This window comes from Pantoea sp. GABEPS69 (assembly GCF_045780835.1).
GTDB classification, from domain to species: Bacteria; Pseudomonadota; Gammaproteobacteria; order Enterobacterales; family Enterobacteriaceae; genus Pantoea; species Pantoea septica.
Genome location: NZ_CP118618.1, coordinates 3,270,525 through 3,295,989, shown reverse-complemented (window position 1 = coordinate 3,295,989; position 25,465 = coordinate 3,270,525). Strand labels below are relative to the sequence as shown.

The window sequence follows — 25,465 nt, the reverse complement described above, 5'->3', positions numbered from 1 at the left end:
CGCCGCCGGAATGGCCAGGTCAAACCGAATCCAAGGGTTTCAACGTGATTAACGACATCAAAAAAGATGCTGAAACGCGCATGGACAAATGCGTCGAAGCGTTTAAAAACACCATCAGCAAAGTGCGCACCGGTCGCGCTTCACCTTCACTGCTCGACGGTATCGTGGTCGAATACTACGGTACGCCGACGCCGCTGCGTCAGCTCGCTTCCGTCACCGTAGAAGACTCACGCACGCTGAAAATCAACGTGTTCGATCGCTCTATGGGTCCGGCAGTGGAAAAAGCCATTATGGCTTCTGACCTCGGCCTGAACCCGAACTCAGCCGGTAGCGACATTCGCGTTCCGCTGCCTGCGCTGACCGAAGAGCGTCGTAAAGATCTGATCAAGATCGTACGCGGCGAAGCCGAGCAGGGCCGCGTTTCCGTGCGCAACGTGCGCCGCGACGCCAACGACAAAATCAAAGCCTTGCTGAAAGATAAAGAGATCAGCGAAGACGATGAGCGTCGTACTCAGGAAGAGATCCAGAAAATGACCGATGCGCGCATCAAGAACGTCGATGCGGCGCTGGCCGAAAAAGAGAAGGAGCTGATGGAGTTCTAATCCCATCGGTTGCTCTCTATACCCGATATCCTTGGGTATAAAACGCCGTTCAGGGCTGTGTTCATTGCGAATGCGCTCTGGCGGCGTTTTACATTATACCTTCCGCGCTTGCGGAGTTATTCGACGTCTTCACAGGGATAGCTTAATGAAGCGATTAACCTTGCTGGGTTCTACCGGATCAATCGGCGCCAGCACGCTGGCGGTGGTTCGCGCCAATCCTGAGCTCTATCAAATCACCGCGCTGGTGGCCGGACAGAACGTTGCGCTGATGGCGGAACAGTGTCAGGCCTTTCAGCCGCGCTATGCGGCAATGGCGGATGAAGCTTCCGCGCAGGCGCTGCGTGAACGACTGAAAGCACTCAACGTCTCTACCGAAGTGCTCTCCGGCGTTCAGGCCGCGTGTGAGCTGGCGGCGCTCGACGAGGTCGACCAGGTGATGGCGGCGATCGTCGGCGCCTCGGGTTTGCTGCCGACGCTGGCGGCGATCCGCGCCGGGAAAAGCGTGCTGCTCGCCAATAAAGAGTCTCTTGTCACCTGCGGCCGTTTGTTTATGGAGGCTGTACGCCATCATCAGGCGCAGCTGCTGCCCGTCGACAGCGAGCATAACGCGATTTTTCAGAGTTTGCCCGCTTCCATCCAGCATCAGTTAGGATACGCTGACCTGCGAGAAAATGGCATTGAGTCCATTATCCTTACGGGATCGGGTGGTCCTTTTCGTGACACGCCGCTGGCTGACCTCGCGACCATGTCGCCAGAGCAGGCCTGCGCGCATCCGAACTGGTCGATGGGACGTAAAATCTCCGTCGACTCGGCCACCATGATGAATAAAGGTCTCGAATACATTGAAGCCCGCTGGTTATTTAACGCCAGCGCAGCGCAAATGGAGGTGATCCTGCATCCGCAGTCGATGATCCACTCCATGGTGCGCTACTGCGACGGCAGCGTGCTGGCTCAGCTCGGTTCACCGGATATGCGCACCCCCATTGCACACTGCATGGCCTGGCCCGCGCGTATTTCGGCAGGCGTCACGCCGCTGGACTTCACCCGCATGTCCGCGCTGACGTTCGCTGAACCTGACTTTGCCCGCTACCCTTGCCTGAAACTGGCGATAGATGCCTGCGAGGCAGGGCAGGCGGCGACCACGACGCTGAACGCGGCCAATGAGGTTGCGGTGGCGGCCTTTCTGGATAACCAGATCCGCTTTACCGACATCGCGGCGATCAACAGCGAAGCGCTGGCGGCGCAGACGTTTGCGGAGCCGGACTCGGTGGACGCCGTACTGGATATCGACCGCGCCGCGCGCGCCAGCGCCACAGAGATGCTGCCGCGTTTCGCGACCTCGCGTTAACGCGCGCCGCTATTTGTTCGCCTGTAGCGAAAATGGTATAGTCGCTCGCTCGCGTTTCCGGGTATGGCATCGCATCTGATGCGCCTCGCCCCTTTTGGGTGAGAGAAGACCGGGCGCAATGTATTCAGAAACCACAGCATTTCTGACAACAGGAATTAATTACGCGTTATGTCGTCCAATAATCACAACAAAACCGATGACCAACAGGGAACAGGCCCGCGTCACGTGGCTATCATTATGGATGGCAATGGTCGTTGGGCTAAAAATCAGGGAAAACTGCGTATTTCCGGCCATAAAGCGGGCGTTAAAGCGGTACGCCGCTCCGTCAGCTTCGCCGTCAGCAATAATCTTGAAGCGCTGACGCTCTATGCCTTCAGCAGTGAAAACTGGAGCCGACCGGCTTCGGAAGTCACGGCGCTGATGGAGCTGTTTGTCTGGGCGCTCGACAGCGAAGTGAAGAGCCTGCACAAGCACAACGTGCGTCTGCGCGTTATCGGCGACGTAAGCCGTTTCAGTAACCGTATTCAGGAGCGTATTCGTCGCGCCGAGGAACTGACTCAGCAAAATAGTGGACTGACTCTCAATATTGCCGCGAACTATGGCGGACGTTGGGATATTATCCAGGGAGTGAAAAAACTCGCTGAGCAGGTTCAGGAAGGTTTGCTGCGTCCTGACCAGATCACCGAGGAAAACCTGTCTGCCCATCTGTGCATGCAGGGACTGGCTCCAGTGGATCTAGTGATAAGGACCGGGGGAGAGCATCGGATTAGCAACTTCCTGCTGTGGCAGATCGCCTATGCTGAGTTTTATTTCACCGATGTTCTCTGGCCTGATTTTGATGAACACGTTTTTGAAGGTGCACTGAATGCATTCTCTCTGCGGGAGCGTCGTTTTGGCGGCGCTGCACCAGGCGGCGCCTGAGCAAACAGGGGGTAACCTTTGCTGAAGTCTCGTCTGATTACCGCGCTTATTCTCATTCCGCTGGTGATTGCTGCGCTTTTCTGGTTACCGCCCGTTGGTTTTGCGATTACGACGATTATCATCTGCATGCTCGGCGCCTGGGAATGGGGCCAGCTTGCGGGCATGGCGTCGCGCCAACAGCGCATCTGGCTTTCTCTGCTGTGTGGGCTGCTGCTGGCGGGGATGCTCTTTACTCTTCCTCCCTATCAGCGTGACGTACATCTGCCGCAGGTCGCCACGTCGCTCTGGGCGTCGCTGGCGTGGTGGATTGTGGCGCTGTTCCTGGTTCTCTCTTATCCCGCCTCGGCCTCTCTGTGGCGCCATTCGCGCCCCTTGCGCCTGGTATTCGGCATTCTCACGCTTATCCCCTTTTTCTGGGGCATGATGGCGCTGCGTCAGTATCACTACGAGAGCGATCATTACGCCGGCTCATGGTGGCTGCTGTTCGTGATGTTCCTGGTGTGGGGCGCGGATTCCGGCGCCTACATGTTCGGCAGGCTGTTCGGCAAACATAAGCTGGCGCCTAAGGTCTCGCCCGGTAAAACCTGGGAAGGCTTTTTCGGCGGCCTGGTTTCTTCCGCGCTGATCGCCTGGCTGTTCGCCAGCTTAGCGCCGCTGACCGTTTCCGCCGGTACGCTGATCGTCTGCGCCGTGCTGGCGACGCTCGCCTCGGTGCTGGGCGATTTAACGGAAAGCATGTTCAAACGTGAAGCGGGCATTAAAGACAGCGGCAGCCTGATCCCGGGTCACGGCGGCATACTCGATCGCATCGACAGCCTCACCGCGGCGGTGCCGGTTTTCGCCTGTTTACTGCTGCTGGTGTTCCGCACTCTCTGAGGACAGGCGTAGATGTTGAGTATATTGTGGAGTTTTGTCGCCTTTATCATCGCCCTTGGCGTGCTGATCACCGTTCACGAGTTCGGCCATTTTTGGGTAGCGCGCCGCTGCGGCGTGCGCGTTGAACGCTTCTCTATCGGCTTCGGTAAGGCGCTCTGGCAGCGTCGCGATAAGCAGGGCACCGAATACGTTATCGCGCTGATCCCGCTCGGAGGCTATGTCAAAATGCTCGACGAGCGCGTGGAAAGCGTGCCCGCCGAACTGCGTCATCAGGCTTTCAACAATAAAGCCATCTGGCAGCGCGCCTCGATTATCGCCGCCGGTCCCGTCGCCAATTTCATCTTCGCCGTGTTCGCCTACTGGGTCGTGTTTATTCACGGCGTTCCGGGTGTGCGCCCGGTCGTTGGCGAAATTGTGAACGGATCGGTGGCGGCGCAGGCGCAAATTGTCAGCGGGATGGAACTTAAAGCAGTCGACGGTATCGAAACGCCTGACTGGGATGCCGTGCGTATGGCGCTGATCGGCAAAATCGGCGACGCGCAAACGGTGCTGACCGTCTCGCGCTTCGGCGAAGAAGCGACGCAACAGAAAGCGGTCGATCTGCGCAACTGGCAGTTCGAGCCAGACAAAGAGGATCCGGTTGTGGCGCTGGGCATTCGTCCGCGCGGGCCGCAAATCGAAACCACGCTGGCGGAGGTGCAGGCTGACTCGCCCGCAAGCGTCGCCGGTTTGCAAGCGGGCGACAGGATCGTTAAAGTCGATGGTCAGCCGTTAACGCAATGGCAAAGTTTTGTCATGCAGGTGCGGGATAATCCTGGCAAAGAGATGGTCCTGGACGTGAATCGCAACGGCGAAACGGTGCAGCTGCACCTGACGCCGGAAGCCAGGCCGGGCGCGAAGGCAGAGGGTTTCGCCGGGGTTATCCCGCGCGTAGTCCCGCTGCCGGAAGCCTACAAAACGGTAAGGCAGTATGGCGCATTTGACGCCGTCGGTGAGGCCAGCGCGAAAACCTGGCAACTGATGAAGCTGACGGTCTCCATGCTGGGCAAGTTAATTACCGGCGATGTAAAGCTGAACAACCTGAGCGGGCCGATTTCGATTGCGCAGGGCGCAGGATTGTCAGCGGAATACGGGATGATTTACTACCTGATGTTTCTGGCGTTGATTAGCGTCAACCTTGGAATCATCAACCTCTTCCCGCTGCCGGTGTTAGATGGTGGGCATTTGCTCTTCCTGGCGATCGAAAAGATCAAAGGTGGACCGGTGTCCGAGCGAGTTCAGGACTTCAGTTATCGCATTGGCTCAATCCTGCTGGTGTTGTTAATGGGGCTTGCACTTTTCAATGATTTCTCACGTCTGTAATCGCTGGAACGCAGACAGACGCGGGATGTGTTAGGAAAACGCATAATAACGATGGCGATGAAAAAGTTGCTCATAGCGTCGCTGCTGTTTAGCAGCGCCACCGTTTACGGTGCAGACGATTTCGTGGTGAAGGATATTCATTTCGAAGGGCTGCAGCGAGTCGCCGTCGGCGCGGCTCTGCTGAGCATGCCGGTACGAGTTGGCGATACGGTTAATGACGAAGATGTCAAAAATACCATTCGTTCACTGTTCGCTACCGGCAACTTTGAGGATGTTCAGGTCCTGCGCGACGGAACTACGCTGATTGTTCAGGTGAAAGAACGTCCTACCATTGCCAGCATTACCTTTACCGGCAACAAAGCGGTGAAAGAGGAGCAGCTCAAGCAGAACCTTGAGGCCTCTGGCGTACGCGTAGGCGAAGCCCTGGACCGCACCACCATCTCTTCGATTGAGAAGGGACTGGAGGATTTCTACTACAGCGTCGGTAAATATACCGCCAACGTGAAGGCCGTGGTGACGCCGCTGCCGCGCAACCGCGTCGACCTGAAACTGGTCTTCACCGAGGGCGTCTCCGCCAAGATTCAGCAGATTAACATCGTCGGCAATAAGGCGTTTAGCTCTGACGAGCTGATCTCTCGTTTCCAGCTGCGCGACGAAGTGCCGTGGTGGAACGTGGTCGGCGATCGCAAATATCAGAAGCAAAAACTGGCGGGCGACCTTGAGACGCTGCGCAGCTTCTATCTCGATCGCGGCTATGCGCGCTTTAACATCGATTCGACGCAGGTCAGCCTGACGCCGGATAAAAAAGGCATCTACATCACCGTTAACATCACCGAGGGCGATCAGTACAAAATCGCCGGCGTGATCGTCAACGGCAGCATGGCGGGCCACTCGGCAGAAATCGAACATCTGACGCAGATTCCATCGGGCGAGCTCTATAACGGCACCAAAGTCACCCAGATGGAAGATGACATCAAGAAGCTGCTGGGTCGTTACGGCTACGCCTATCCGCGCGTTATGACGCAGCCGGAAATCAACGACGCCGATAAAACGGTGAAGCTGCATATCAGCGTCGATGCCGGCAACCGTTACTACGTGCGCAAAGTGCGCTTCGAAGGCAACGACACCTCGAAAGATGCGGTGCTGCGTCGCGAAATGCGCCAGATGGAAGGCGCATGGCTGGGCAGCGACCTGGTGGAGCAGGGCAAAGAGCGCCTGAATCGCACCGGCTACTTTGAAACCGTCGATGTGGACACGCAGCGCGTGCCGGGTGCGCCCGATCAGGTAGACGTGGTCTACAAGGTGAAGGAGCGCAACACCGGTACCTTTAACTTCGGCGTCGGCTACGGCACCGAAAGCGGCGTCAGCTTCCAGGTTGGCGTCACCCAGGACAACTGGCTGGGCACCGGCAACACGGTGAGCATCAGCGGTACCAAAAATGACTATCAGACCTATGCCGAATTCTCGCTGACCGATCCGTACTTTACGGTCGACGGCGTGAGCCTGGGCGGCCGCGTCTTCTATAACGACTTTAAAGCAGACGATGCCGACCTGTCCGACTACACCAACAAAAGTTACGGCGTAGACGGCACCCTGGGCTTCCCGGTCAACGAAAACAACACGCTGCGTGTGGGTCTGGGCTATGTGCACAACGACCTTTCCAACATGCAGCCGCAGGTGGCGATGTGGCGCTATCTCGATTCGGTCGGCAAGCCGCAGGAGCTGAACGACAAAGGCGATTTCTCGGCGGATGACTTCACCTTCAACTACGGCTGGACGTACAACACCCTGGATCGCGGCTTCTTCCCGACCTCGGGTAACCGTACCAACCTGAACGGCAAGGTCACCATTCCGGGATCGGACAACAGCTTCTACAAAGCGACGCTCGATACCCAGCAGTACGTGCCGCTTAACCGCGATCGCACCTGGGTGGTGTTAGGCCGCGGCCGCGTCGGTTACGGCGATGGTCTGGGCGGTAAAGAGATGCCGTTCTATGAGAACTTCTATGCGGGTGGCTCGAGCACGGTGCGCGGTTTCCGCTCTAACACCATCGGTCCGAAAGCGGCTTACCTGAACGACCGTTCGTCTACCTGTACGCTGAGCGATCCGAACGGAATTTGTAAGTCGGACGACGCGGTCGGCGGCAACGCGATGGCGGTGGCCAGCCTGGAGCTGATTACGCCGACGCCGTTCCTGAGCGAAAAATACGCCAACTCGGTACGCACCTCGCTGTTCGTGGATGCGGGTACCGTCTGGGATACCAAGTGGGAGAATACGGCTGAAACCCGTGCCGCCGGCATCCCGGACTATAGCGATCCAAACAATATCCGCGTTTCAAGCGGTATTGCGCTGCAGTGGATGTCCCCGCTGGGGCCGCTGGTCTTCTCTTATGCCCAGCCGGTCAAAAAAGTGGAAGGGGACAAATCAGAACAGTTCCAGTTTAACATTGGTAAAACCTGGTAAGGTTCTGAGCAAGGAAGCATAAGCTGAAGTCTTGCTACCGAACCGCGGTTTTTAGTGCGGTTCAGAGCAAACACTGTGTCGCTGACACAAACGTTGATGGTAAGGAGTTTATAGTGAAAAAGTTGTTGTGTGCCGCAGGACTGGGTCTTGCTTTAGCTGTATCCGCAGGCGCTCAGGCTGCTGACAAAATCGCAGTGGTAAACGTGTCCAGCATTTTCCAACAGTTACCGCAGCGTGCGACCGTTGCTAAACAGCTGGAAAACGAGTTCAAAGGCCGCGCAACCGAGCTGCAGAGCCAGGAACGCGATCTGCAGACCAAAATGCAGCGCCTGCAGCGTGACGGTTCAACCATGAAGGCCAGCGATCGCAGCCGCATGGAAAAAGACGTCATGTCTCAGCGCGAAGCCTTCTCTTCTAAAGCCCAGGCTTTTGAGCAGGATAACCGTCGTCGTCAGATGGAAGAGCGTAACAAACTGCTGAGCCGCATTCAGGACGCCGTGAAGAAAGTCGCGAGCGACGAAGGTTATGACGTGGTGATCGACGCCAACGCGGTGGCTTACGCGGCAAACGCGAAAGACATTACTGCTGACGTGCTGAAACAGGTTAAATAATCGATGTCATCAATTCGACTGGCTGATTTAGCCCAGCAGTTGGATGCAGAATTGCACGGAGATGGCGACCTCGCCATCTCCGGCATTGCTTCTATGCAATCCGCCCAAACCGGCCAAATCACATTTCTCAGCAACAGCCGCTACCGCGAGCAGCTCGCCCAGTGTCAGGCTTCGGCCGTGGTGCTGACGGAAGCGGATCTGGAGTGGTGCCACTCGGCCGCGCTGGTGGTGAAGAATCCCTATCTGACCTATGCGCGCATGGCTCAGCTGCTGGACACCACGCCGCAGCCTGCGCAGAATATCGCGCCCAGCGCGGTAATCGATCCCAGCGCGAAGCTGGGGCAGAACGTCTCTGTCGGCGCCAACGCGGTGATTGAATCGGACGTGGTGCTTGGCGACAACGTCGTCATCGGCGCAGGTTGTTTCGTTGGCAAAAAGACGCGCATCGGCAACAATAGCCGCCTGTGGGCCAACGTCACCGTCTACCATGAAATCGAAATCGGTCAGGATTGTCTGATTCAGTCCGGCACCGTGATCGGCGCGGACGGTTTCGGCTACGCCAACGATCGCGGCAATTGGGTGAAAATCCCGCAGCTTGGCGCTGTAATTATCGGCGATCGGGTAGAAATCGGCGCCTGTACCACTATCGATCGTGGCGCGCTGGATAACACTCTGATCGGCAATGGTGTTATCATAGACAACCAGTGTCAGATCGCACACAACGTGGTTATTGGCGACAATACCGCGGTTGCGGGTGGTGTGATCATGGCGGGTAGTTTGAAAATTGGACGTTACTGTATGATTGGCGGCGCCAGCGTCATTAACGGCCATATGGAAATCTGTGACAAGGTGACCGTTACCGGTATGGGCATGGTTATGCGTCCTATCACAGAGCCTGGGGTATACTCCTCCGGCATTCCGCTACAACCCAATAAAACCTGGCGCAAAACTGCAGCGCTGGTGATGAACATCGATGACATGAGCAAGCGCTTAAAAGCCATCGAGCGGAAGGTCGGCAAAGACGACTAAACGCCATCCCACATGCGACCGGCTTGCTAATAAAAACTGTTAAGCAGGCAAGCCAGGCGCCATTGAACCGATTTCGGCCTGCGGAGGATCATATTGATCTGTGCAGGCCGTGTTATTGATGTCATCAGATTTTTAGGACAGGAAGAGTATTTTGACTACTGAAACTCATACTCTGAAAATTGAAGAAATTTTAGAGCTGCTGCCGCACCGCTACCCGTTTCTGCTGGTTGATCGCGTGCTGGAGTTTGAAGAGCACAAGTATCTGCGCGCGGTAAAGAACGTCTCTGTTAACGAACCGTTTTTCCAGGGGCACTTCCCTGGTAAACCGATTTTCCCTGGCGTTCTGATCCTCGAAGCGATGGCGCAGGCTACCGGTATCCTGGCGTTTAAAAGCGTGGGTAAACTGGAGCCGGGTGAGCTCTACTATTTCGCCGGCATCGACGAAGCCCGTTTCAAGCGTCCGGTCGTACCGGGCGATCAAATGATCATGGAAGTGACTTTCGAGAAAACCCGCCGCGGTTTGACGCGTTTTAAAGGCGTTGCTACCGTTGACGGCAAGATCGTCTGTGAAGCGACCATGATGTGTGCCCGTAGCCGGGAGGCATAATCTGTGATTGATCCAACCGCCACTATCCATGCCAGTTCCGTCATCGAAGATGGGGCCATCATCGGCCCCAACGTCCACATCGGCCCGTTCTGCTTTATCGGCGCGCATGTGGAAATCGGTGAAGGGACGGTCCTGAAGTCGCATGTGGTCATCAATGGCCACACGCGTATCGGGAAAGATAACCAGATCTATCAGTTCGCCTCTATCGGCGAAGTGAACCAGGATCTGAAATATGCCGGCGAGCCGACGCGCGTTGAAGTAGGCGACCGCAACCGCATCCGCGAAAGCGTGACCATTCACCGCGGCACCGCGCAGGGCGGCGGCGTCACCACGATCGGCAGCGATAACCTGCTGATGGTGAATGCGCACATCGCACACGACTGCGTGATCGGCAACCGCTGCATTTTCGCCAACAACGCCACGCTGGGCGGTCACGTCACCGTGGACGATTTTGCGATTATCGGCGGAATGACGGCGGTGCATCAGTGGTGCACCATCGGCGCGCATGTGATGGTCGGCGGGTGTTCAGGCGTCGCGCAGGATGTGCCGCCGTACGTTATCGCGCAGGGCAACCACGCGACGCCGTTCGGTATCAATATCGAAGGCCTGAAGCGTCGCGGCTTCAGCAAAGAGGCGCTGCACGCTATTCGCAACGCCTATAAAGTGCTGTACCGTAGCAACAAAACGCTGGAAGAAGCCAAGCCGGAAATCGAAGCGCTGGCGAAGCAGCATAGCGAAGTGCAGCCTTTCTACGACTTCTTCGCTCGTTCTACGCGTGGGTTGATTCGTTAATTCATGTCAGTGCGTCCCCTTACGATAGCCCTGGTCGCCGGAGAAACTTCCGGCGATATTCTTGGTGCTGGTCTGATCCGCGCGCTCAAAGCGCGTCATCCCGATGCCCGTTTCGTCGGCGTGGCTGGCCCGCGCATGCAGGCCGAAGGCTGCGAAACCTGGTATGAGATGGAAGAGCTGGCGGTGATGGGCATCGTGGAAGTGCTCGGCCGTCTGCCGCGCCTGATGAAAATCGGCCGCGACCTGACGCAGCGCTTTACCGAGCTCAAGCCGGATGTCTTTGTCGGCATTGATGCGCCCGATTTTAATATCCGGCTGGAAGGGCGACTGAAGCGCAACGGCATTCGCACCATTCACTACGTCAGCCCCTCGGTCTGGGCGTGGCGACAAAAGCGCGTATTTAAAATTGGTCGTAATACCAATCTGGTGCTCGCCTTCCTGCCGTTTGAAAAAGCCTTTTACGATCGCTTCAACGTGCCGTGCCGCTTTATCGGCCACACCATGGCGGATGCGATGCCGCTGCAGCCGGATAAGTCTGCCGCACGCCGCACGCTAGGCATTAGCGACGAGGCGCTCTGCCTCGCGCTGCTGCCCGGCAGCCGACATGCGGAAGTCGAGATGCTCAGCGCCGATTTTCTGCGGGCGGCCCAGCTGCTGCGCGTACGCTATCCGGCGCTGGAAATCGTCGTGCCGCTGGTCAACGCGAAACGTCGCGCGCAGTTCGAACAGATCAAAGCCGACGTCGCTCCTGAAGTGCCGATGCATCTGCTGGACGGCCAGGGACGCGAAGCGATGATTGCGAGCGACGCCGCGATTCTGGCATCAGGCACCGCCGCGCTGGAGTGTATGCTGGCAAAATGCCCGATGGTGGTCGGCTATCGTATGAAGCCCTCAACCTTCTGGCTGGCGAAGCGGCTGGTGAAGACGCCTTACGTCTCGCTGCCCAATCTGCTGGCGGGGCGCGAGCTGGTGAAAGAGCTGCTGCAGGAGGAGTGCGAACCGCACGCGCTGGCGGCGGCGCTCGAGCCGCTGCTGCATGCCGGTGCGCAACGCGATGCGCTGCTCGCGACCTTCACCGAACTGCATCAGCAGATCCGCTGGAACGCAGACGAACAGGCAGCGGACGCCGTACTGGAGATCGCCAATGGCTGATTTTATCTATCCCAATGCCCGCCTGATTGCGGGCGTTGACGAAGTGGGCCGCGGTCCGCTGGTCGGCGCGGTCGTCACGGCGGCGGTTATCCTCGATCCCGCCAACCCGATTCAGGGGCTGGCGGACTCGAAAAAACTGTCGGAAAAGCGCCGTCTCGCCCTGTTCGACGAGATTAAAGAAAAAGCGCTGGCGTGGAGCCTGGGCCGCGCCGAGCCGGAGGAGATCGACCGGCTCAATATTCTGCACGCCACCATGCTGGCGATGCAGCGCGCGGTCGCCGGCCTGGCCATCGCGCCCGATTTCGTGCTGGTGGATGGCAACCGCTGCCCGGCGCTGCCGATGCCTTCGCAGGCGGTAGTGAAAGGCGATAGCCTGGTCGCGGAGATCAGCGCGGCGTCGATTATCGCCAAGGTGTCGCGCGATAGCGAAATGGCGGAGCTGGATCGGCTCTTTCCCCAGTATGGCTTCGCGCAGCACAAAGGCTATCCTACCGCGCTGCATATGGAAAAACTGACGCAGCACGGCGCCACGCCGCACCATCGCCGCAGCTTTGCGCCGGTGCGCAACGCCCTGATCGACGCTGAAGTTTTGGCCGCAGGCCAGCCAGCTACGCTTTAATAGCCTGACGCTGTTTTAACCGGAAACCGATATGGCTGAACCCCGTTTTATACATCTGCGTGTCCACAGTGACTACTCTATGGTCGATGGCCTGGCGAAAACCGGGCCGCTGGTCAAAAAGGCGGCTGCGCTTGGCATGCCGGCCCTCGCTATCACGGACTTTATGAACCTGTGCGGGCTGGTGCGTTTCTACGGCAGCGCGCACGGCGCGGGGATTAAACCGATTATCGGCGCGGACTTTAAGGTCGCCAGCGAACTCATGGGCGACGAGCTGACCCAGCTGACGGTGCTGGCCGCCAACAATACCGGCTATCAGAATCTGACGCTGCTCATCTCGCGCGCCTATCAGCGCGGCTACGGCATCGCCGGTCCGGTTATCGATCGCGACTGGCTGCCAGAGCTGGGCGAAGGATTAATTCTGCTCTCCGGCGGACGCTGCGGCGACGTGGGCCGCAGCCTGCTACGCGGTAACAGCGCCCTGGTGGCGCATTGCCTCGACTTCTATCAGACCCATTTTCCCGATCGCTACTACCTTGAACTGACGCGCACCGGTCGCGCCGACGAGGAGAGCTATCTGCACGCCGCGGTTGAGCTCGCCATCGCCGAAGGCGTGCCGGTAGTCGCCACCAATGAAGTCTGCTTCCTGAACCAAGAGGATTTCGACGCCCATGAAATCCGCGTGGCGATCCACGACGGTTATACGCTGGACGATCCCAAACGTCCGCGCAACTACAGCCCTCAGCAATATATGCGCAGCGAACAGGAGATGTGCGAGCTGTTCTCGGACATCCCGGAAGCGCTGGAAAACAGCGTAGAGATTGCTAAGCGCTGCAACGTCACGGTACGCCTTGGCGAGTACTTCCTGCCGCAGTTCCCGACAGGCGATATGTCCACCGAAGATTTTCTGGTGATGAAGTCGCGGGAAGGGCTGGAAGAGCGCCTTGAGTTTCTCTTTCCCGATCCGGCCGTGCGCGCGGAGAAGCGGCCGGAATATGACGAGCGTCTGGAGATTGAGCTCAACGTTATCAACCAGATGGGCTTCCCTGGCTACTTCCTGATCGTGATGGAGTTTATCCAGTGGTCGAAAGATAACGGCATTCCGGTCGGTCCGGGACGCGGCTCCGGCGCCGGTTCGCTGGTCGCCTACGCGCTGAAGATCACCGACCTCGATCCGCTGGAGTTCGATCTGCTGTTCGAACGCTTCCTTAACCCGGAACGCGTCTCGATGCCTGACTTCGACGTCGACTTCTGTATGGAGAAGCGCGATCAGGTGATCGATCACGTCGCCGAGATGTACGGGCGCGAGGCGGTATCGCAGATCATCACCTTCGGCACCATGGCGGCGAAAGCGGTTATCCGCGACGTCGGCCGCGTGCTGGGTCATCCGTACGGCTTCGTCGATCGCATCTCCAAGCTGATCCCGCCGGATCCCGGCATGACGCTGGAAAAAGCCTTCGCCGTCGAGCCGCAGCTGCCGGAAATGTACGACGCGGACGAAGAGGTCAAAGCGCTAATCGATATGGCGCGCAAGCTGGAAGGCGTCACGCGTAACGCCGGCAAGCACGCCGGCGGCGTGGTGATCGCCCCGACGCGGATTACCGACTTCGCGCCGCTCTACTGCGACGAAAACGGCAACCATCCGGTCACGCAGTTCGATAAGAATGACGTCGAATACGCCGGTCTGGTGAAGTTCGACTTCCTCGGTCTACGCACGCTTACCATCATCGACTGGGCGCTGAAGATGATCAACCCGCGCCGGGAGAAGCAGGGGCTGCCGCCGATCGATATCGCCGCTATCCCGCTGGAGGATAAAAAAAGCTTCGACATGCTGCAGCGCGCGGAAACCACGGCGGTGTTCCAGCTTGAATCGCGCGGCATGAAAGACCTGATCAAACGTCTGAAGCCGGACTGCTTTGAAGATATGATCGCGCTGGTGGCGCTGTTCCGTCCCGGTCCGCTGCAGTCGGGCATGGTGGATAACTTTATCGACCGTAAGCACGGGCGCGAGGCGATCTCCTATCCCGATATTCAGTGGCAGCATGAAAGCCTGAAGCCGGTGCTCGAACCCACCTACGGCATTATCCTCTATCAGGAACAGGTGATGCAGATCGCCCAGGTGCTCTCCGGCTATACCCTGGGCGGCGCGGATATGCTGCGCCGCGCGATGGGTAAAAAGAAACCGGAAGAGATGGCCAAGCAGCGCTCGGTGTTTAAAGAGGGCGCGGAGCGCATGGGCATCGACGGCGAGCTGTCGATGAAGATTTTCGACCTGGTGGAGAAATTCGCCGGCTACGGCTTTAACAAATCGCACTCCGCCGCCTATGCGCTGGTTTCCTATCAGACGCTGTGGCTGAAGGCGCACTATCCGGCCGAGTTTATGGCGGCGGTGATGACCGCCGATATGGACAACACCGAGAAAGTGGTTGGCCTGGTGGACGAGTGCTGGCGCATGGGGCTGAAGGTGCTGCCGCCCGATATCAACTCAGGTCTCTATCAGTTCCACGTCAACGACGACGGCGAGATCGTCTACGGCATCGGCGCGATCAAAGGCGTCGGCGAAGGCCCGATCGAGGCGATCCTCGAGGCGCGCAACCAGGATGGCTATTTTCGCGAACTGTTCGATCTCTGCGCGCGCACCGACACCAAAAAGATCAATCGTCGCGTGATGGAGAAGCTGATCATGTCTGGCGCCTTCGATCGTCTCGGGCCGCATCGCGCGGCGCTGATGAGTTCGCTCGGCGACGCGCTGAAGGCAGCGGATCAGCATGCAAAAGCAGAGGCGATCGGCCAGGCCGACATGTTCGGCGTGCTGGCGGAAGAGCCGGAGCAGGTAGAGAAATCCTACGCCAGCGTGGCGCCCTGGCCGGAGCAGGTGCAGCTCGACGGCGAGCGGGAAACGCTCGGCCTCTATCTCACCGGCCATCCGATCAATCAGTATCTGAAAGAGATTGAACGCTACGTAGGCGGCATGCGCCTCAAGGACATGCATCCTACCGAGCGTGGCAAAATTACCGTCGCCGCCGGTCTGGTGGTGGCGGCCCGCGTGATGGTGACCAAGCGCGGCAACCGAATTGGTATCTGTACTCTGGACGATCGTTCCGGTCGTCTTGAGGTGATGTTATTTACCGATGCGTTAGATAAATACCAGCAGTTGCTGGAGAAAGACCGTATCCTGATCGTCAGCGGACAGGTCAGCTTTGATGACTTCAGCGGCGGCCTTAAAATGACCGCTCGTGAAGTCATGGACATTGACGAAGCGCGCGAAAAATACGCGCGCGGACTTGCTATCTCGCTGACGGACAGGCAAATTGATGACCAGCTATTAAACCGGCTCCGCCAGTCTCTCGAGCCCCATCGCTCGGGGACGATACCGGTGAATCTCTACTATCAGAGAGCCGACGCGCGAGCGAAGCTACGCTTTGGTGCAGCGTGGCGTATTTCGCCCAGCGATCGCCTGCTCAACGAACTGCGTTCGTTGATAGGGTCGGAGCAGGTTGAACTGGAGTTTGACTAAAACAGGAACATTATGAGTCTTAATTACCTGGATTTTGAACAGCCGATCGCGGAACTTGAAGCGAAAATTGATTCGCTTACGTCGATTGGTCGTCAGGATGATAAACATATTAATCTGGACGAAGAGGTGCAGCGCCTGCGCGAGAAAAGCGTCGAGCTGACCCGTAAAATCTTCGCCGATTTGGGCGCATGGCAGGTCGCGCAGCTGGCGCGCCATCCGCTGCGTCCTTATACGCTTGACTACGTTCGCAACGCTTTTGACGACTTTGACGAGCTGGCTGGCGATCGCGCCTATGCCGACGACAAAGCGATTGTCGGCGGTATCGCCCGGCTCGACGGCCGCCCGGTCATGATCATTGGTCATCAAAAAGGTCGCGAAACCAAAGAGAAAATCCGCCGCAACTTCGGTATGCCGGCGCCGGAGGGCTACCGCAAAGCGCTGCGCCTGATGGAGATGGCCGAGCGCTTCAAGATGCCGCTGATCACCTTTATCGACACGCCGGGCGCCTATCCGGGCGTGGGCGCGGAAGAGCGCGGCCAGTCGGAAGCAATCGCCCGCAACCTGCGTGAAATGTCCGGCCTGAAAATCCCGGTGATCTGCACCGTCATCGGCGAAGGCGGTTCAGGCGGCGCGCTGGCCATCGGCGTGGGCGACAAAGTGAATATGCTGCAGTACAGCACCTATTCGGTAATCTCGCCGGAAGGCTGCGCCTCGATTCTGTGGAAAAGCGCGGATAAAGCCCCGCTGGCGGCAGAAGCGATGGGCATCACGGCCAACCGTCTGAAAGAGCTGAAGCTGATCGACTCGATCATTCCTGAACCGCTGGGCGGCGCGCATCGTCAGCCGGTGGATATGGCGCTGTCGCTGAAAAACCAGCTGCTGGCGGATCTGGCCGATCTCGACACCCTGAGCACCGAAGAGCTGCTCGATCGTCGCTATCAGCGTCTGATGAGCTACGGCTACGCTTAAGGGCGTACAGCGGTGAAAAAGCGGACTCCGGTCCGCTTTTTTTATGCCTCTGATTTGCCGATCGGCAACAGAGTAGAGCATTCCGACAGCACCCGACCGCTATCCTTCGCTATGATTAGCCCTGCCACACTAAAAGGGAGGTGCGCATTGAATATTCTGGCGATCATGGGTTCACACGGCATGTTCTACAAAGACGAGCCGCTGCGCGAACTGAATACCGCGCTGACGCAGCAGGGCTTTCAGCTGATTTATCCGACGAACATCGACGACCTGCTGAAGCTGATAGAGCACAACCCGCGTATCTGCGGCGTGATCTTTGACTGGGACGCGCACAACAGTCCGGCGCTCTGCGCCGATATCAATCAGCTCAATGAACACCTGCCGCTCTACGCCTTTATCAACACCCATTCCCAGATGGATGTCAGCATCAATGAGATGCGCATGGCGCTGCACTTCTTTGAATATGCGCTGAGCGCCGCGGACGATATCGCGCTGCATATCCGTCAGTACACCGACGACTATATCGACCACATTACTCCGCCGCTGACCAAAGCGCTGTTCACCTACGTGAAAGAGGGGAAATACACCTTCTGTACGCCCGGTCATATGGGCGGCACCGCTTTTCAAAAAAGCCCGGTCGGCAGCCTCTTTTACGACTTCTTCGGCGCTAATACGCTGAAGGCGGATATTTCGATCTCCGTGACCGAGCTCGGTTCGCTGCTCGATCATACCGGCCCGCACCTGGAGGCCGAAGAGTACGTCGCCAGAACTTTCGGCGCCGAACAGAGCTATATGGTGACCAACGGCACCTCGACCTCGAATAAAATCGTCGGCATGTATGCGGCGCCGACCGGCAGCACGGTATTGATCGACCGCAACTGCCATAAGTCGCTGACGCATCTGCTGATGATGAGCGATATTGTGCCGATCTGGCTAAAGCCGACGCGCAACGCGCTGGGCATTCTCGGCGGCATCCCTAAGCGGGAGTTCACCCGCGCCAGCATTGAGGAGAAGGTGGCGAACACCGCGCGCGCCAGCTGGCCGGTGCACGCCGTGATCACCAACTCCACCTACGACGGTCTGCTCTATAACACCCAGTACATCAAGGAGACGCTGGAGGTGCCGTCGATACACTTCGATTCCGCCTGGGTGCCCTATACCAACTTCCATCCTATCTATGCCGGCAAAAGCGGCATGAGCGGCGAGCGTACGCCTGGCAAAGTGATCTATGAGACCCAGTCGACCCACAAGCTGCTGGCGGCCTTCTCGCAGGCGTCGCTGATCCATATTAAAGGCGATTACGACGAGCACACCTTCAATGAAGCCTACATGATGCACACCACCACATCGCCCAACTACGCGATTGTGTCGTCGATTGAAACGGCGGCGGCGATGCTGCGCGGCAATCCCGGCAAGCGGCTGATCAATCGCTCGGTCGAGCGCGCGCTGCATTTTCGCCGGGAGATTCAGCGCCTGCGGGAGGAGTCCGACAGCTGGTTCTTCGATATCTGGCAGCCGGAGCATATCGACGAAGCGGCGTGCTGGCCAATTCAGCCGGGCGAGGAAGAGTGGCACGGCTTTACCCAGGCGGACGCCGACCATATGTATCTCGATCCCATTAAGGTCACCATTCTGACGCCCGGTATGAGCGAGCTGGGCGAGATGGCGGAAGAGGGGATTCCGGCGGCGCTGGTGGCGAAATTCCTCGACGAGCGCGGCATTGTGGTAGAGAAAACCGGGCCTTATAACCTGCTGTTTCTGTTCAGCATCGGCATCGACAAGACCCGGGCGATGAGCGTGCTGCGCGGCCTGACCGAGTTCAAGCGCGCCTACGATCTCAATTTGCGGGTGAAAAACATGCTGCCGGATCTCTACGCCGAAGATCCCGACTTCTACCGCAATATGCGCATCCAGACGCTGGCGCAGGGGATCCACCAGCTGATCCGCCAGCACGATCTGCCGCGCCTGATGCTCAAGGCGTTCGACGTGCTGCCGGAAATGAAGATGACGCCGCATCAGGCGTTCCAGCAGCAGGTGCAGGGCAGAGTAGAGACGGTGGATCTGAAGCAGCTGGTGGGACGCGTCTCCGCCAATATGATCCTGCCCTATCCGCCAGGCGTGCCGCTGGTGATGCCAGGGGAGATGATCACCGAAGAGAGTCGCGCGGTGCTCGACTTCCTGCTGATGCTCTGCACTATCGGACGCCACTATCCCGGTTTTGAGACCGATATTCACGGCGCGACGCTGACGGAAGAGGGCGATTATCGCGTTCGGGTGCTGAAATAATGGAAAAAGGCTGCGGCTTCAGACAATTGCGCATTGCAAGCCGCCGCCGCACGTCTCAGGATAGACAAAACAGTTACGGAGTCTTTTCATGTTGCAGTTATCTTCTGTTCACCATATCGCCATCATCGCCACCGATTATGCGCGCAGTAAGGCTTTTTACTGCGATGTGCTCGGCTTTAGCCTGATGGGCGAGGTTTACCGCGAAGCGCGCGATTCGTGGAAAGGCGATCTGGCGCTGAACGGCCAGTACACCATTGAGCTTTTCTCCTTTCCTTCGCCGCCGGCGCGCGTCAGTCACCCTGAAGCCTGCGGCCTGCGTCATCTGGCCTTTACCGTGCCGGACGTGGGCGCAGCGGTTGCAACGCTGGCGGAAAAAGGCGTAGTGTGCGAACCGATCCGCATCGACGATCTGACCGGCAAGCAGTGCACCTTCTTTGCCGATCCGGATGGTTTGCCGCTGGAGCTCTATCAGGCGTAAAATAGCGCGCGCAGGGGCCGCATCCGGCGGCCCTGATTCTGGAACGCGTCATGCCTTTGTCTCATCTCGCTTCGCTGTTGCCCGACGATGCCGCGCTGGTGGTGGCGTTTAGCGGCGGTCTCGATTCCACTGTGCTGCTGCATCAGCTGGTTAGCTGGCAACAGGCGCACCCACAAGCGCGCCTGCGCGCCCTGCATGTCCACCACGGATTAAGCCCCAACGCCGACAGCTGGGCCGCGCACTGCGTGGCGATCTGCGAATCCTGGCAGCTGCGTTGCGAAGTGCTGCGCGTGCAGGTCGACGCGCGCGAGCAGGGCGTCGAGGGCGCAGCGCGCACGGCGCGCTATCAGGCGCTGACGACGGCGATGCAGCCTGACGAGTGGCTGCTGACCGCACAGCATCTCGACGACCAGTGCGAGACGCTGCTGCTGGCGCTGAAGCGCGGCAGCGGACCGGCCGGGCTGGCGGCGATGCCGGTGCGGCATCAGCGCCACGGCCGCGTGCTGCTGCGTCCGCTGCTCGGGCAGTCGCGTCAGCAGCTTGAAGCCTACGCGCGGCAGCATCAGCTGCGCTGGATCGAAGATGAAAGCAATCAGGACGCGCGCTACGATCGCAATTTCCTGCGCCAGCATCTGCTGCCGACGCTGCAGGCGCGCTGGCCGCACTTCGCTGCCGCGTGCGCGCGCAGCGCGGCGCTGTGCGGCGATCAGGAGCAGCTGCTGGACGAACTGCTGGCGGAGCAGCTGGCCGGTCTGATGCATCCAGACGGCAGCCTGCATTTCCCGCCGCTTTTACAGATGAGCGAGACGCGCGCGAACGCGCTGCTGCGACGCTGGATCGGCTGGCAGGGCGCGCCGATGGTGTCGCGCGCCGCGCTGACGCGTCTGCGCGAGGAGGTGATGCTGAGCCGCGAAGACGCGCAGCCGCGTTTACGCTTTGGCGAGGCCGAGGCGCGCCGCTATCGCGATCGGCTCTACTGGGTGCCGCGCTGCGCGTCGCTAAAGGATCGGCTGCTGCCGTGGCCCGATCGCCGCGCGCCGCTGGTGCTGCCGCAGCGGCTCGGCGTGCTGCATGCCTACCGCGCGCCTTCGGCGCTGCGTCAGCCCGACGCGCACGAAGAGGTGAGCGTACGTTTTCATGCGCAGGGCTATTTTCATCTGGCGGGCCGCGCTGGCGGCCGCGAAATCAAAAAGCTGTGGCAGGAGCTGGCGATCCCGCCGTGGCAGCGCGGACGTATTCCGCTGATCTACTACAATCAGACGCTTGTCTGCGCGCCCGGTCTGTTCGTCACCCGGGAAGGCGCCGCCGTTGACGACAGCGGCTGGCAGGCGATCTGGCAAAATAACGAGAGTGCTGGAGAGCAACCATGAAGAGATTACTGGCCGCCTTACTGCTGGCGGCGGCGCTGCCGACGCTGGCCGACGGCGACGTCAACGCGGGGGCGCAGAAGTCGGCCGCCTGCGCCGCCTGCCATGGCGCGCAGGGAAAAAGCAGTATGCCGCTCTATCCCAACCTTGCGGGACAGAATGCCGCTTACCTCAACCATGCGCTGCAGGCTTATAAAAAGGGCGAGCGCAGCGGCGGGCAGGCGGAAGTCATGAAAGCGTTTGTGGCTGGATTAAGCGATGAGGATATGTCGGATCTGTCGGCTTACTATGGGTCGCTGAAACCTTAGGGAAGGGGGCGGGAATATCCCGCCCGAGGCGCTGTCGTTATTCTTCGCTGACGACAACGGTGCCCAGCTCAGGATGGCTGAAGCTGGCGATGTGATCGAGGCGCAACTCGCGCGTTTCGCCGGAGAGATCGATAGAAAGGTATTCGACGTTTTTACGTGAAACCATATCCGTCGCTTTCGCCTTCAGCGCTTCCCCGTTTTTCAGAGTCAGCTCAAGCGTCCAGCGTTTCGTGCAGGCGAGTTCCAGGTTGTCGTAATCATCGCAGTTGATGGGTCTATAAGCTTCATTCGTCAACATAGTCGCTCACCAGTAAGTTTGCAGCGGCATAGGCTGCCTGTTCCCTGACAGAAGAGTTTAGCGCAGAATTTGCGGCAATATCATCGAGTGCCTTTAAAACGCATCCGATCGCATCGGGCACATATCCCAGTTCGCCGCTGCCGATCTCGGCATACTTCTGACGAACCAATTCACAATATTTTTGCACTTTCACCTCCTCAGCAGAGCAAGAATACTCTGGTTGCCTGAGGAACTATATCACAGGCATTTCCAGGATTTCAGCCAGACCAAAGCAGGATCGTAGCGTCGAAAGAGGCTAAAGTGACAGAATCCGCTGGCTACGCGCCACAAACAGCAAGCACAAAAGGTTAAGTTGATGAACAGGTTAAACGAGACGACGTTGTCTCAGGTGACAGATGATTAAAGTTTCACATACGGTTGAGCTGCCTGACAGCGAAGTCGAGCTAAGCGCCATTCGCGCCCAGGGCGCAGGTGGGCAGCATGTGAATAAAACCAGCACCGCTATCCATCTGCGTTTCGATATCGCCGCGTCGTCACTGCCGCCGTTTCACAAACAGCGCATGCTGGCGGCGAAGCATCATCTGATTACGCCGGAAGGCATAGTGATTATCAAAGCGCAGGAGTATCGCAGCCAGGAGATGAACCGCGAGGCGGCAGTGCAGCGGCTGGTCAATTTGATTCAGGAGCTGACGCGGGTAGAGAAGGCGCGGCGCGCCACGCGGCCGACGCGCGCGTCGAAAGAGCGGCGGCTGGAAGGGAAAGCGCGGCGCAGTTCGACCAAATCGATGCGGGGAAAGGTGCTGTAAAAAAACGCCCCCGAAAACGGGGGCGGGAAGGATCTTACTTGTTAAGCGCTTTCAGCAGGAAGTCGACGATTTCGCTCTGCTTGATCATCTCTTTCTCGCCGGCGCGGCGCGCTTTGTACTCAATCTCTTCGTTATCGAGATTGCGGTCGCCGATGACGATAGTGTGCGGCACGCCAATCAGCTCCATATCGGCGAACATCACGCCCGGGCGCTCTTTACGGTCGTCGAGGATCACTTCGACGCCTTTGGCGCGCAGGGTGTGGTAAAGCTCTTCCGCCAGCTCTTTCACGCGGAAAGATTTGTGCATGTTCATCGGCAGAATCGCAACGTCGAACGGCGCCAGCGCCGCAGGCCAGATAATGCCGCGCTCGTCATGGTTCTGCTCGATGGCTGCCGCGACGACGCGCGTAATGCCGATACCGTAGCAGCCCATGGTCAACACCTGATTGCGGCCATCTTCGCCCTGAACCGCCGCTTTCATCGCTTCCGAGTATTTGGTGCCGAGCTGGAAAATATGGCCGACTTCGATGCCGCGTTTGATCTGCAGCGTGCCTTTACCGTCCGGGCTCGCATCGCCTTCTACCACGTTGCGGATATCGGCCACGATCGCCTGCGGCAGATCGCGTTCCCAGTTAATCCCGACATAGTGTTTGCCGTCGACGTTGGCGCCGGCGCTGAAGTCGCTCATCTTGTCGACGCTGCGATCGGCGATAATCGGCATCGCCAGACCCACCGGGCCAAGCGAGCCTGGACCAGCGCCTACTGCGGCGCGGATCTCTTCTTCGGTGGCGAACGCCAGCGGCGAGGCGACGATGTCGAGCTTCTCCGCTTTAATCTCGTTCAGCTCGTGATCGCCGCGCACCAGCAGCGCAACCAGCGTATGGCCGCTCTCTTCGCTGGCTTTCACCATCAGCGTCTTCACGGTTTTCTCAATCGGCAGCTGGAACTGCTCTACCAGCTCGGCGATGGTTTTCGCGTTCGGCGTGTCGATCTGCGCCAGCGCCTGAGTCGGCTGCGGGCGATCGCCAGCCGGCGCCACCGCTTCGGCCATTTCGATATTGGCGGCGTAGTCCGATTCGGTAGAGAAGATCACATCATCTTCGCCGCTCTGCGCCAGCACCTGGAATTCGTGCGACGCGCTGCCGCCGATCGAGCCGGTGTCCGCCTGAACCGCGCGGAAGTCGAGGCCCATACGGCTAAAGCTGTTGCTGTAGGCGCGGTACATCGCGTCGTAGGTTTCCTGCAGCGACTCCTGCGAGATGTGGAAGGAGTAGGCGTCTTTCATGATGAACTCGCGCGAGCGCATCACGCCGAAGCGCGGACGCACTTCATCGCGGAATTTAGTCTGGATCTGATAGAGGTTCAGCGGCAGCTGCTTATAGGAGCTGAGCTCGTTGCGGATCAGATCGGTGATCACTTCTTCATGCGTCGGACCGAGCACGAACGGGCGCTCGTGGCGATCGGCCACGCGCAGCAGTTCCGGACCGTACTGTTCCCAGCGACCGCTCTCCTGCCACAAATCGGCAGGCTGAACCACCGGCATAGAGATCTCAATCGCGCCCGCGTTGTTCATCTCTTCGCGCACGATGTTTTCGACTTTTTTCAGCACGCGTAAACCGGTCGGCAGCCAGGTGTAGAGACCTGAAGCCAGTTTGCGGATCATCCCGGCGCGCAGCATCAGCTGGTGGCTGATCACTTCCGCGTCGGAGGGCGTCTCCTTAAGGGTGGAGAGCAAATATTGAGTAGTACGCATTGATTAAGGTTCCAGTTGAACGGAGAGTCACTGACAAAAGTTTTGTTGGCGGCTAGTGTACCAGCGAGATCACGGGCTCAAAAGCGCGTTTTCGCGCGGCTCGATGCCGGTTACCTCGGTACCGCTTTCATCGACGCGCCAGCGCACATTGAAATCGAGCAGCCAGACGGCATATTCGCGCGACTGCGCTTCGCCTTTGCGGTAGGCGGGACGCGGATCCTGCGCCAGCACGTCGCGGATAAAACGCGCCAGATAGGGATAGCGCTGCTGCTGCTGCGCCAGCTGCTGTTCCGCCTGCGGCGAGAAGCGCACCGGCATATCGGCCGCGGGCGCTTCCTGCGCGAAACCGGCCCTTGCCTGCGGCAGCGCCTCGGCGAAGGGGAGGTAGGGCTTGATATCCACGACCGGCGTGCCGTCCACCAGATCCAGGCTGCCGAGCTGCAGGATCACCTGATTCTTCTCGCAGCGTATGGCTTTCAGCTCAACCAGCGACATGCCGATAGGGTTTGGGCGAAAGGTCGAGCGCGTCGCGAACACGCCCATGCGGGCATTGCCGCCCAGGCGCGGCGGGCGCACCGTGGGCCGCCAGCCGCCTGCCATGGTCTGATGAAACACGAACAGCACCCAGAGATGGCTGAAACTCTCCAGGCCGCGTACCGCCTCCGGCTGGTTATAGGGCGCCATCAGATGTAGCTCGCCGCGACCATCCTGCACCAGGCCAGGCTGGCGCGGAACGGCGAATTTTTCTTTCCACGGTGAACGGATTACGCCGATCTGCTCGAAGGCGAAAGCGCTCATTGATTCACTTTCAGCGCGGAGCCCTGACAGATCGCCTGACGATAGCAGCCTGGCGTGCTGCTGACGATTTCACATTTATGCAGCAGAACGGCATTGGCTTTCAGATAAGAGGCTTTAATCTGCAGACGCTTGCGCGCGGTGGCGATATTCGGCGGCGAATCCTGGCGGCTGCTCTGACAGTCATCGCCGGCGACTTCGCCCAGATCGCGGAACGGCTTGCTGACCAGATCGGCGGCGTCGGTATAGACTTTGACCGGCGCGGGACGCGGCGCGGGCTTGCGCGCGGGCTCGCGGGATGGCTGCGAATGAGCGGGTGCGCTGCTTATCGGGTGATATTCGTGAACGCACCCGGTCAGCATCAATGCTAACAAGCAGAGCGGTAATAAACGCATGGCAACATCCTCAAGGTTGTAAAAAGTGGCGTTATTGAAACAAGGACCAGGCGAAATAACAAGTCGCGCCGGATGCGGCGCAAAAGAAAGGGCGGCTAAGCGCCGCCCTGGTCA

24 protein-coding genes are annotated in these 25,465 nt (G+C 58.8%); 19 read left to right on the top strand and 5 right to left on the bottom strand.

The features are described from left to right. The first annotated feature begins 44 nt into the window (after positions 1 to 44). From frr to PVE98_RS16075, 18 genes are all read left to right on the top strand, one after another. Positions 45 to 602, top strand: a complete 558-nt coding sequence (gene frr / locus PVE98_RS16160; RefSeq protein WP_033749583.1) for a ribosome recycling factor — start codon at positions 45 to 47, stop codon at positions 600 to 602. A 145-nt stretch (positions 603 to 747) separates the two neighbouring features. Beyond that, on the top strand, positions 748 to 1,950 hold the full coding sequence (gene ispC, locus PVE98_RS16155) for a 1-deoxy-D-xylulose-5-phosphate reductoisomerase (RefSeq protein WP_033749584.1): 1,203 nt from the start codon (positions 748 to 750) through the stop codon (positions 1,948 to 1,950). A gap of 168 nt (positions 1,951 to 2,118) precedes the next feature. Continuing rightward, on the top strand, positions 2,119 to 2,871 hold the full coding sequence (gene ispU, locus PVE98_RS16150) for a (2E,6E)-farnesyl-diphosphate-specific ditrans,polycis-undecaprenyl-diphosphate synthase (protein WP_096072610.1): 753 nt from the start codon (positions 2,119 to 2,121) through the stop codon (positions 2,869 to 2,871). A gap of 18 nt (positions 2,872 to 2,889) precedes the next feature. Further along, complete coding sequence (gene cdsA, locus PVE98_RS16145) at positions 2,890 to 3,747, top strand: phosphatidate cytidylyltransferase (protein ID WP_033749587.1); 858 nt, start codon at positions 2,890 to 2,892, stop codon at positions 3,745 to 3,747. A 12-nt stretch (positions 3,748 to 3,759) separates the two neighbouring features. After that, positions 3,760 to 5,109 (top strand): sigma E protease regulator RseP, encoded by a 1,350-nt coding sequence (gene rseP, locus PVE98_RS16140; RefSeq protein WP_033749588.1) that lies wholly within the window; start codon positions 3,760 to 3,762, stop codon positions 5,107 to 5,109. A 51-nt stretch (positions 5,110 to 5,160) separates the two neighbouring features. After that, positions 5,161 to 7,572 (top strand): outer membrane protein assembly factor BamA, encoded by a 2,412-nt coding sequence (gene bamA / locus PVE98_RS16135; RefSeq protein WP_033749589.1) that lies wholly within the window; start codon positions 5,161 to 5,163, stop codon positions 7,570 to 7,572. A gap of 113 nt (positions 7,573 to 7,685) precedes the next feature. Beyond that, positions 7,686 to 8,183: a molecular chaperone Skp gene (skp, locus tag PVE98_RS16130; RefSeq protein WP_033749591.1), complete on the top strand. Its 498-nt coding sequence runs from the start codon at positions 7,686 to 7,688 to the stop codon at positions 8,181 to 8,183. 3 nt (positions 8,184 to 8,186) lie between these two features. Further along, the gene (gene lpxD, locus PVE98_RS16125; RefSeq protein WP_033749592.1) at positions 8,187 to 9,212 is read left to right on the top strand and encodes a UDP-3-O-(3-hydroxymyristoyl)glucosamine N-acyltransferase; all 1,026 of its coding nucleotides are present in this window, start codon (positions 8,187 to 8,189) and stop codon (positions 9,210 to 9,212) included. 151 nt (positions 9,213 to 9,363) lie between these two features. Continuing rightward, positions 9,364 to 9,819, top strand: a complete 456-nt coding sequence (gene fabZ / locus PVE98_RS16120; RefSeq protein ID WP_013507953.1) for a 3-hydroxyacyl-ACP dehydratase FabZ — start codon at positions 9,364 to 9,366, stop codon at positions 9,817 to 9,819. A 3-nt stretch (positions 9,820 to 9,822) separates the two neighbouring features. Beyond that, positions 9,823 to 10,611 (top strand): acyl-ACP--UDP-N-acetylglucosamine O-acyltransferase, encoded by a 789-nt coding sequence (gene lpxA / locus PVE98_RS16115; protein WP_033749595.1) that lies wholly within the window; start codon positions 9,823 to 9,825, stop codon positions 10,609 to 10,611. 3 nt (positions 10,612 to 10,614) lie between these two features. Next, complete coding sequence (lpxB, locus tag PVE98_RS16110) at positions 10,615 to 11,763, top strand: lipid-A-disaccharide synthase (RefSeq protein ID WP_033749596.1); 1,149 nt, start codon at positions 10,615 to 10,617, stop codon at positions 11,761 to 11,763. Next, positions 11,756 to 12,382, top strand: a complete 627-nt coding sequence (gene rnhB, locus PVE98_RS16105; RefSeq protein ID WP_033749598.1) for a ribonuclease HII — start codon at positions 11,756 to 11,758, stop codon at positions 12,380 to 12,382. Before lpxB ends, rnhB begins: the two co-directional genes overlap by 8 nt. 31 nt (positions 12,383 to 12,413) lie before the next feature. Then, the gene (gene dnaE / locus PVE98_RS16100) at positions 12,414 to 15,896 is read left to right on the top strand and encodes a DNA polymerase III subunit alpha (RefSeq protein ID WP_096072611.1); all 3,483 of its coding nucleotides are present in this window, start codon (positions 12,414 to 12,416) and stop codon (positions 15,894 to 15,896) included. A 12-nt stretch (positions 15,897 to 15,908) separates the two neighbouring features. Next, a complete protein-coding gene (accA, locus tag PVE98_RS16095) occupies positions 15,909 to 16,865 on the top strand; it encodes an acetyl-CoA carboxylase carboxyl transferase subunit alpha (RefSeq protein WP_033749600.1) in 957 nt (318 codons plus the stop codon). 147 nt (positions 16,866 to 17,012) lie between these two features. Further along, positions 17,013 to 19,151: a lysine decarboxylase LdcC gene (locus PVE98_RS16090; RefSeq protein WP_033749602.1), complete on the top strand. Its 2,139-nt coding sequence runs from the start codon at positions 17,013 to 17,015 to the stop codon at positions 19,149 to 19,151. An 88-nt stretch (positions 19,152 to 19,239) separates the two neighbouring features. Next, complete coding sequence (locus tag PVE98_RS16085) at positions 19,240 to 19,629, top strand: VOC family protein (protein ID WP_033749603.1); 390 nt, start codon at positions 19,240 to 19,242, stop codon at positions 19,627 to 19,629. Between the two features lie 50 nt (positions 19,630 to 19,679). Further along, positions 19,680 to 20,999 carry a tRNA lysidine(34) synthetase TilS gene (gene tilS / locus PVE98_RS16080; protein WP_033749604.1) on the top strand — a complete coding sequence of 440 codons (1,320 nt, stop codon included), beginning with the start codon at positions 19,680 to 19,682 and terminating at the stop codon, positions 20,997 to 20,999. Continuing rightward, a complete protein-coding gene (locus PVE98_RS16075) occupies positions 20,996 to 21,304 on the top strand; it encodes a cytochrome c (protein WP_033749605.1) in 309 nt (102 codons plus the stop codon). The genes tilS and PVE98_RS16075 overlap by 4 nt, the downstream gene beginning before the upstream one ends. 37 nt (positions 21,305 to 21,341) lie before the next feature. Here the strand turns inward: PVE98_RS16075 and rof are convergent, their stop codons facing one another. Then, a complete protein-coding gene (rof, locus tag PVE98_RS16070) occupies positions 21,342 to 21,602 on the bottom strand; it encodes a Rho-binding antiterminator (protein WP_033749607.1) in 261 nt (86 codons plus the stop codon). Next, entirely contained in the window at positions 21,589 to 21,789 is a 201-nt protein-coding gene (locus PVE98_RS16065) for a YaeP family protein (RefSeq protein ID WP_033749608.1), read from the bottom strand. The genes rof and PVE98_RS16065 overlap by 14 nt, the downstream gene beginning before the upstream one ends. A 208-nt stretch (positions 21,790 to 21,997) precedes the next feature. Between PVE98_RS16065 and arfB the strand changes: the two genes are divergently transcribed. Next, positions 21,998 to 22,408, top strand: a complete 411-nt coding sequence (gene arfB / locus PVE98_RS16060; protein ID WP_033749609.1) for an alternative ribosome rescue aminoacyl-tRNA hydrolase ArfB — start codon at positions 21,998 to 22,000, stop codon at positions 22,406 to 22,408. 34 nt (positions 22,409 to 22,442) lie between these two features. On the opposite strand, the gene proS is transcribed toward arfB, so the two are convergent. The 3 genes from proS to rcsF all read right to left on the bottom strand — a co-directional run bounded on the left by proS (position 22,443) and on the right by rcsF (position 25,351). Further along, entirely contained in the window at positions 22,443 to 24,161 is a 1,719-nt protein-coding gene (gene proS, locus PVE98_RS16055; RefSeq protein ID WP_033749610.1) for a proline--tRNA ligase, read from the bottom strand. Positions 24,162 to 24,230: 69 nt separating this feature from the next. Further along, complete coding sequence (gene tsaA, locus PVE98_RS16050; protein ID WP_096072612.1) at positions 24,231 to 24,959, bottom strand: tRNA (N6-threonylcarbamoyladenosine(37)-N6)-methyltransferase TrmO; 729 nt, start codon at positions 24,957 to 24,959, stop codon at positions 24,231 to 24,233. After that, entirely contained in the window at positions 24,956 to 25,351 is a 396-nt protein-coding gene (rcsF, locus tag PVE98_RS16045) for an Rcs stress response system protein RcsF (RefSeq protein ID WP_033749612.1), read from the bottom strand. The genes tsaA and rcsF overlap by 4 nt, the downstream gene beginning before the upstream one ends. Positions 25,352 to 25,465: the final 114 nt, after the last annotated feature.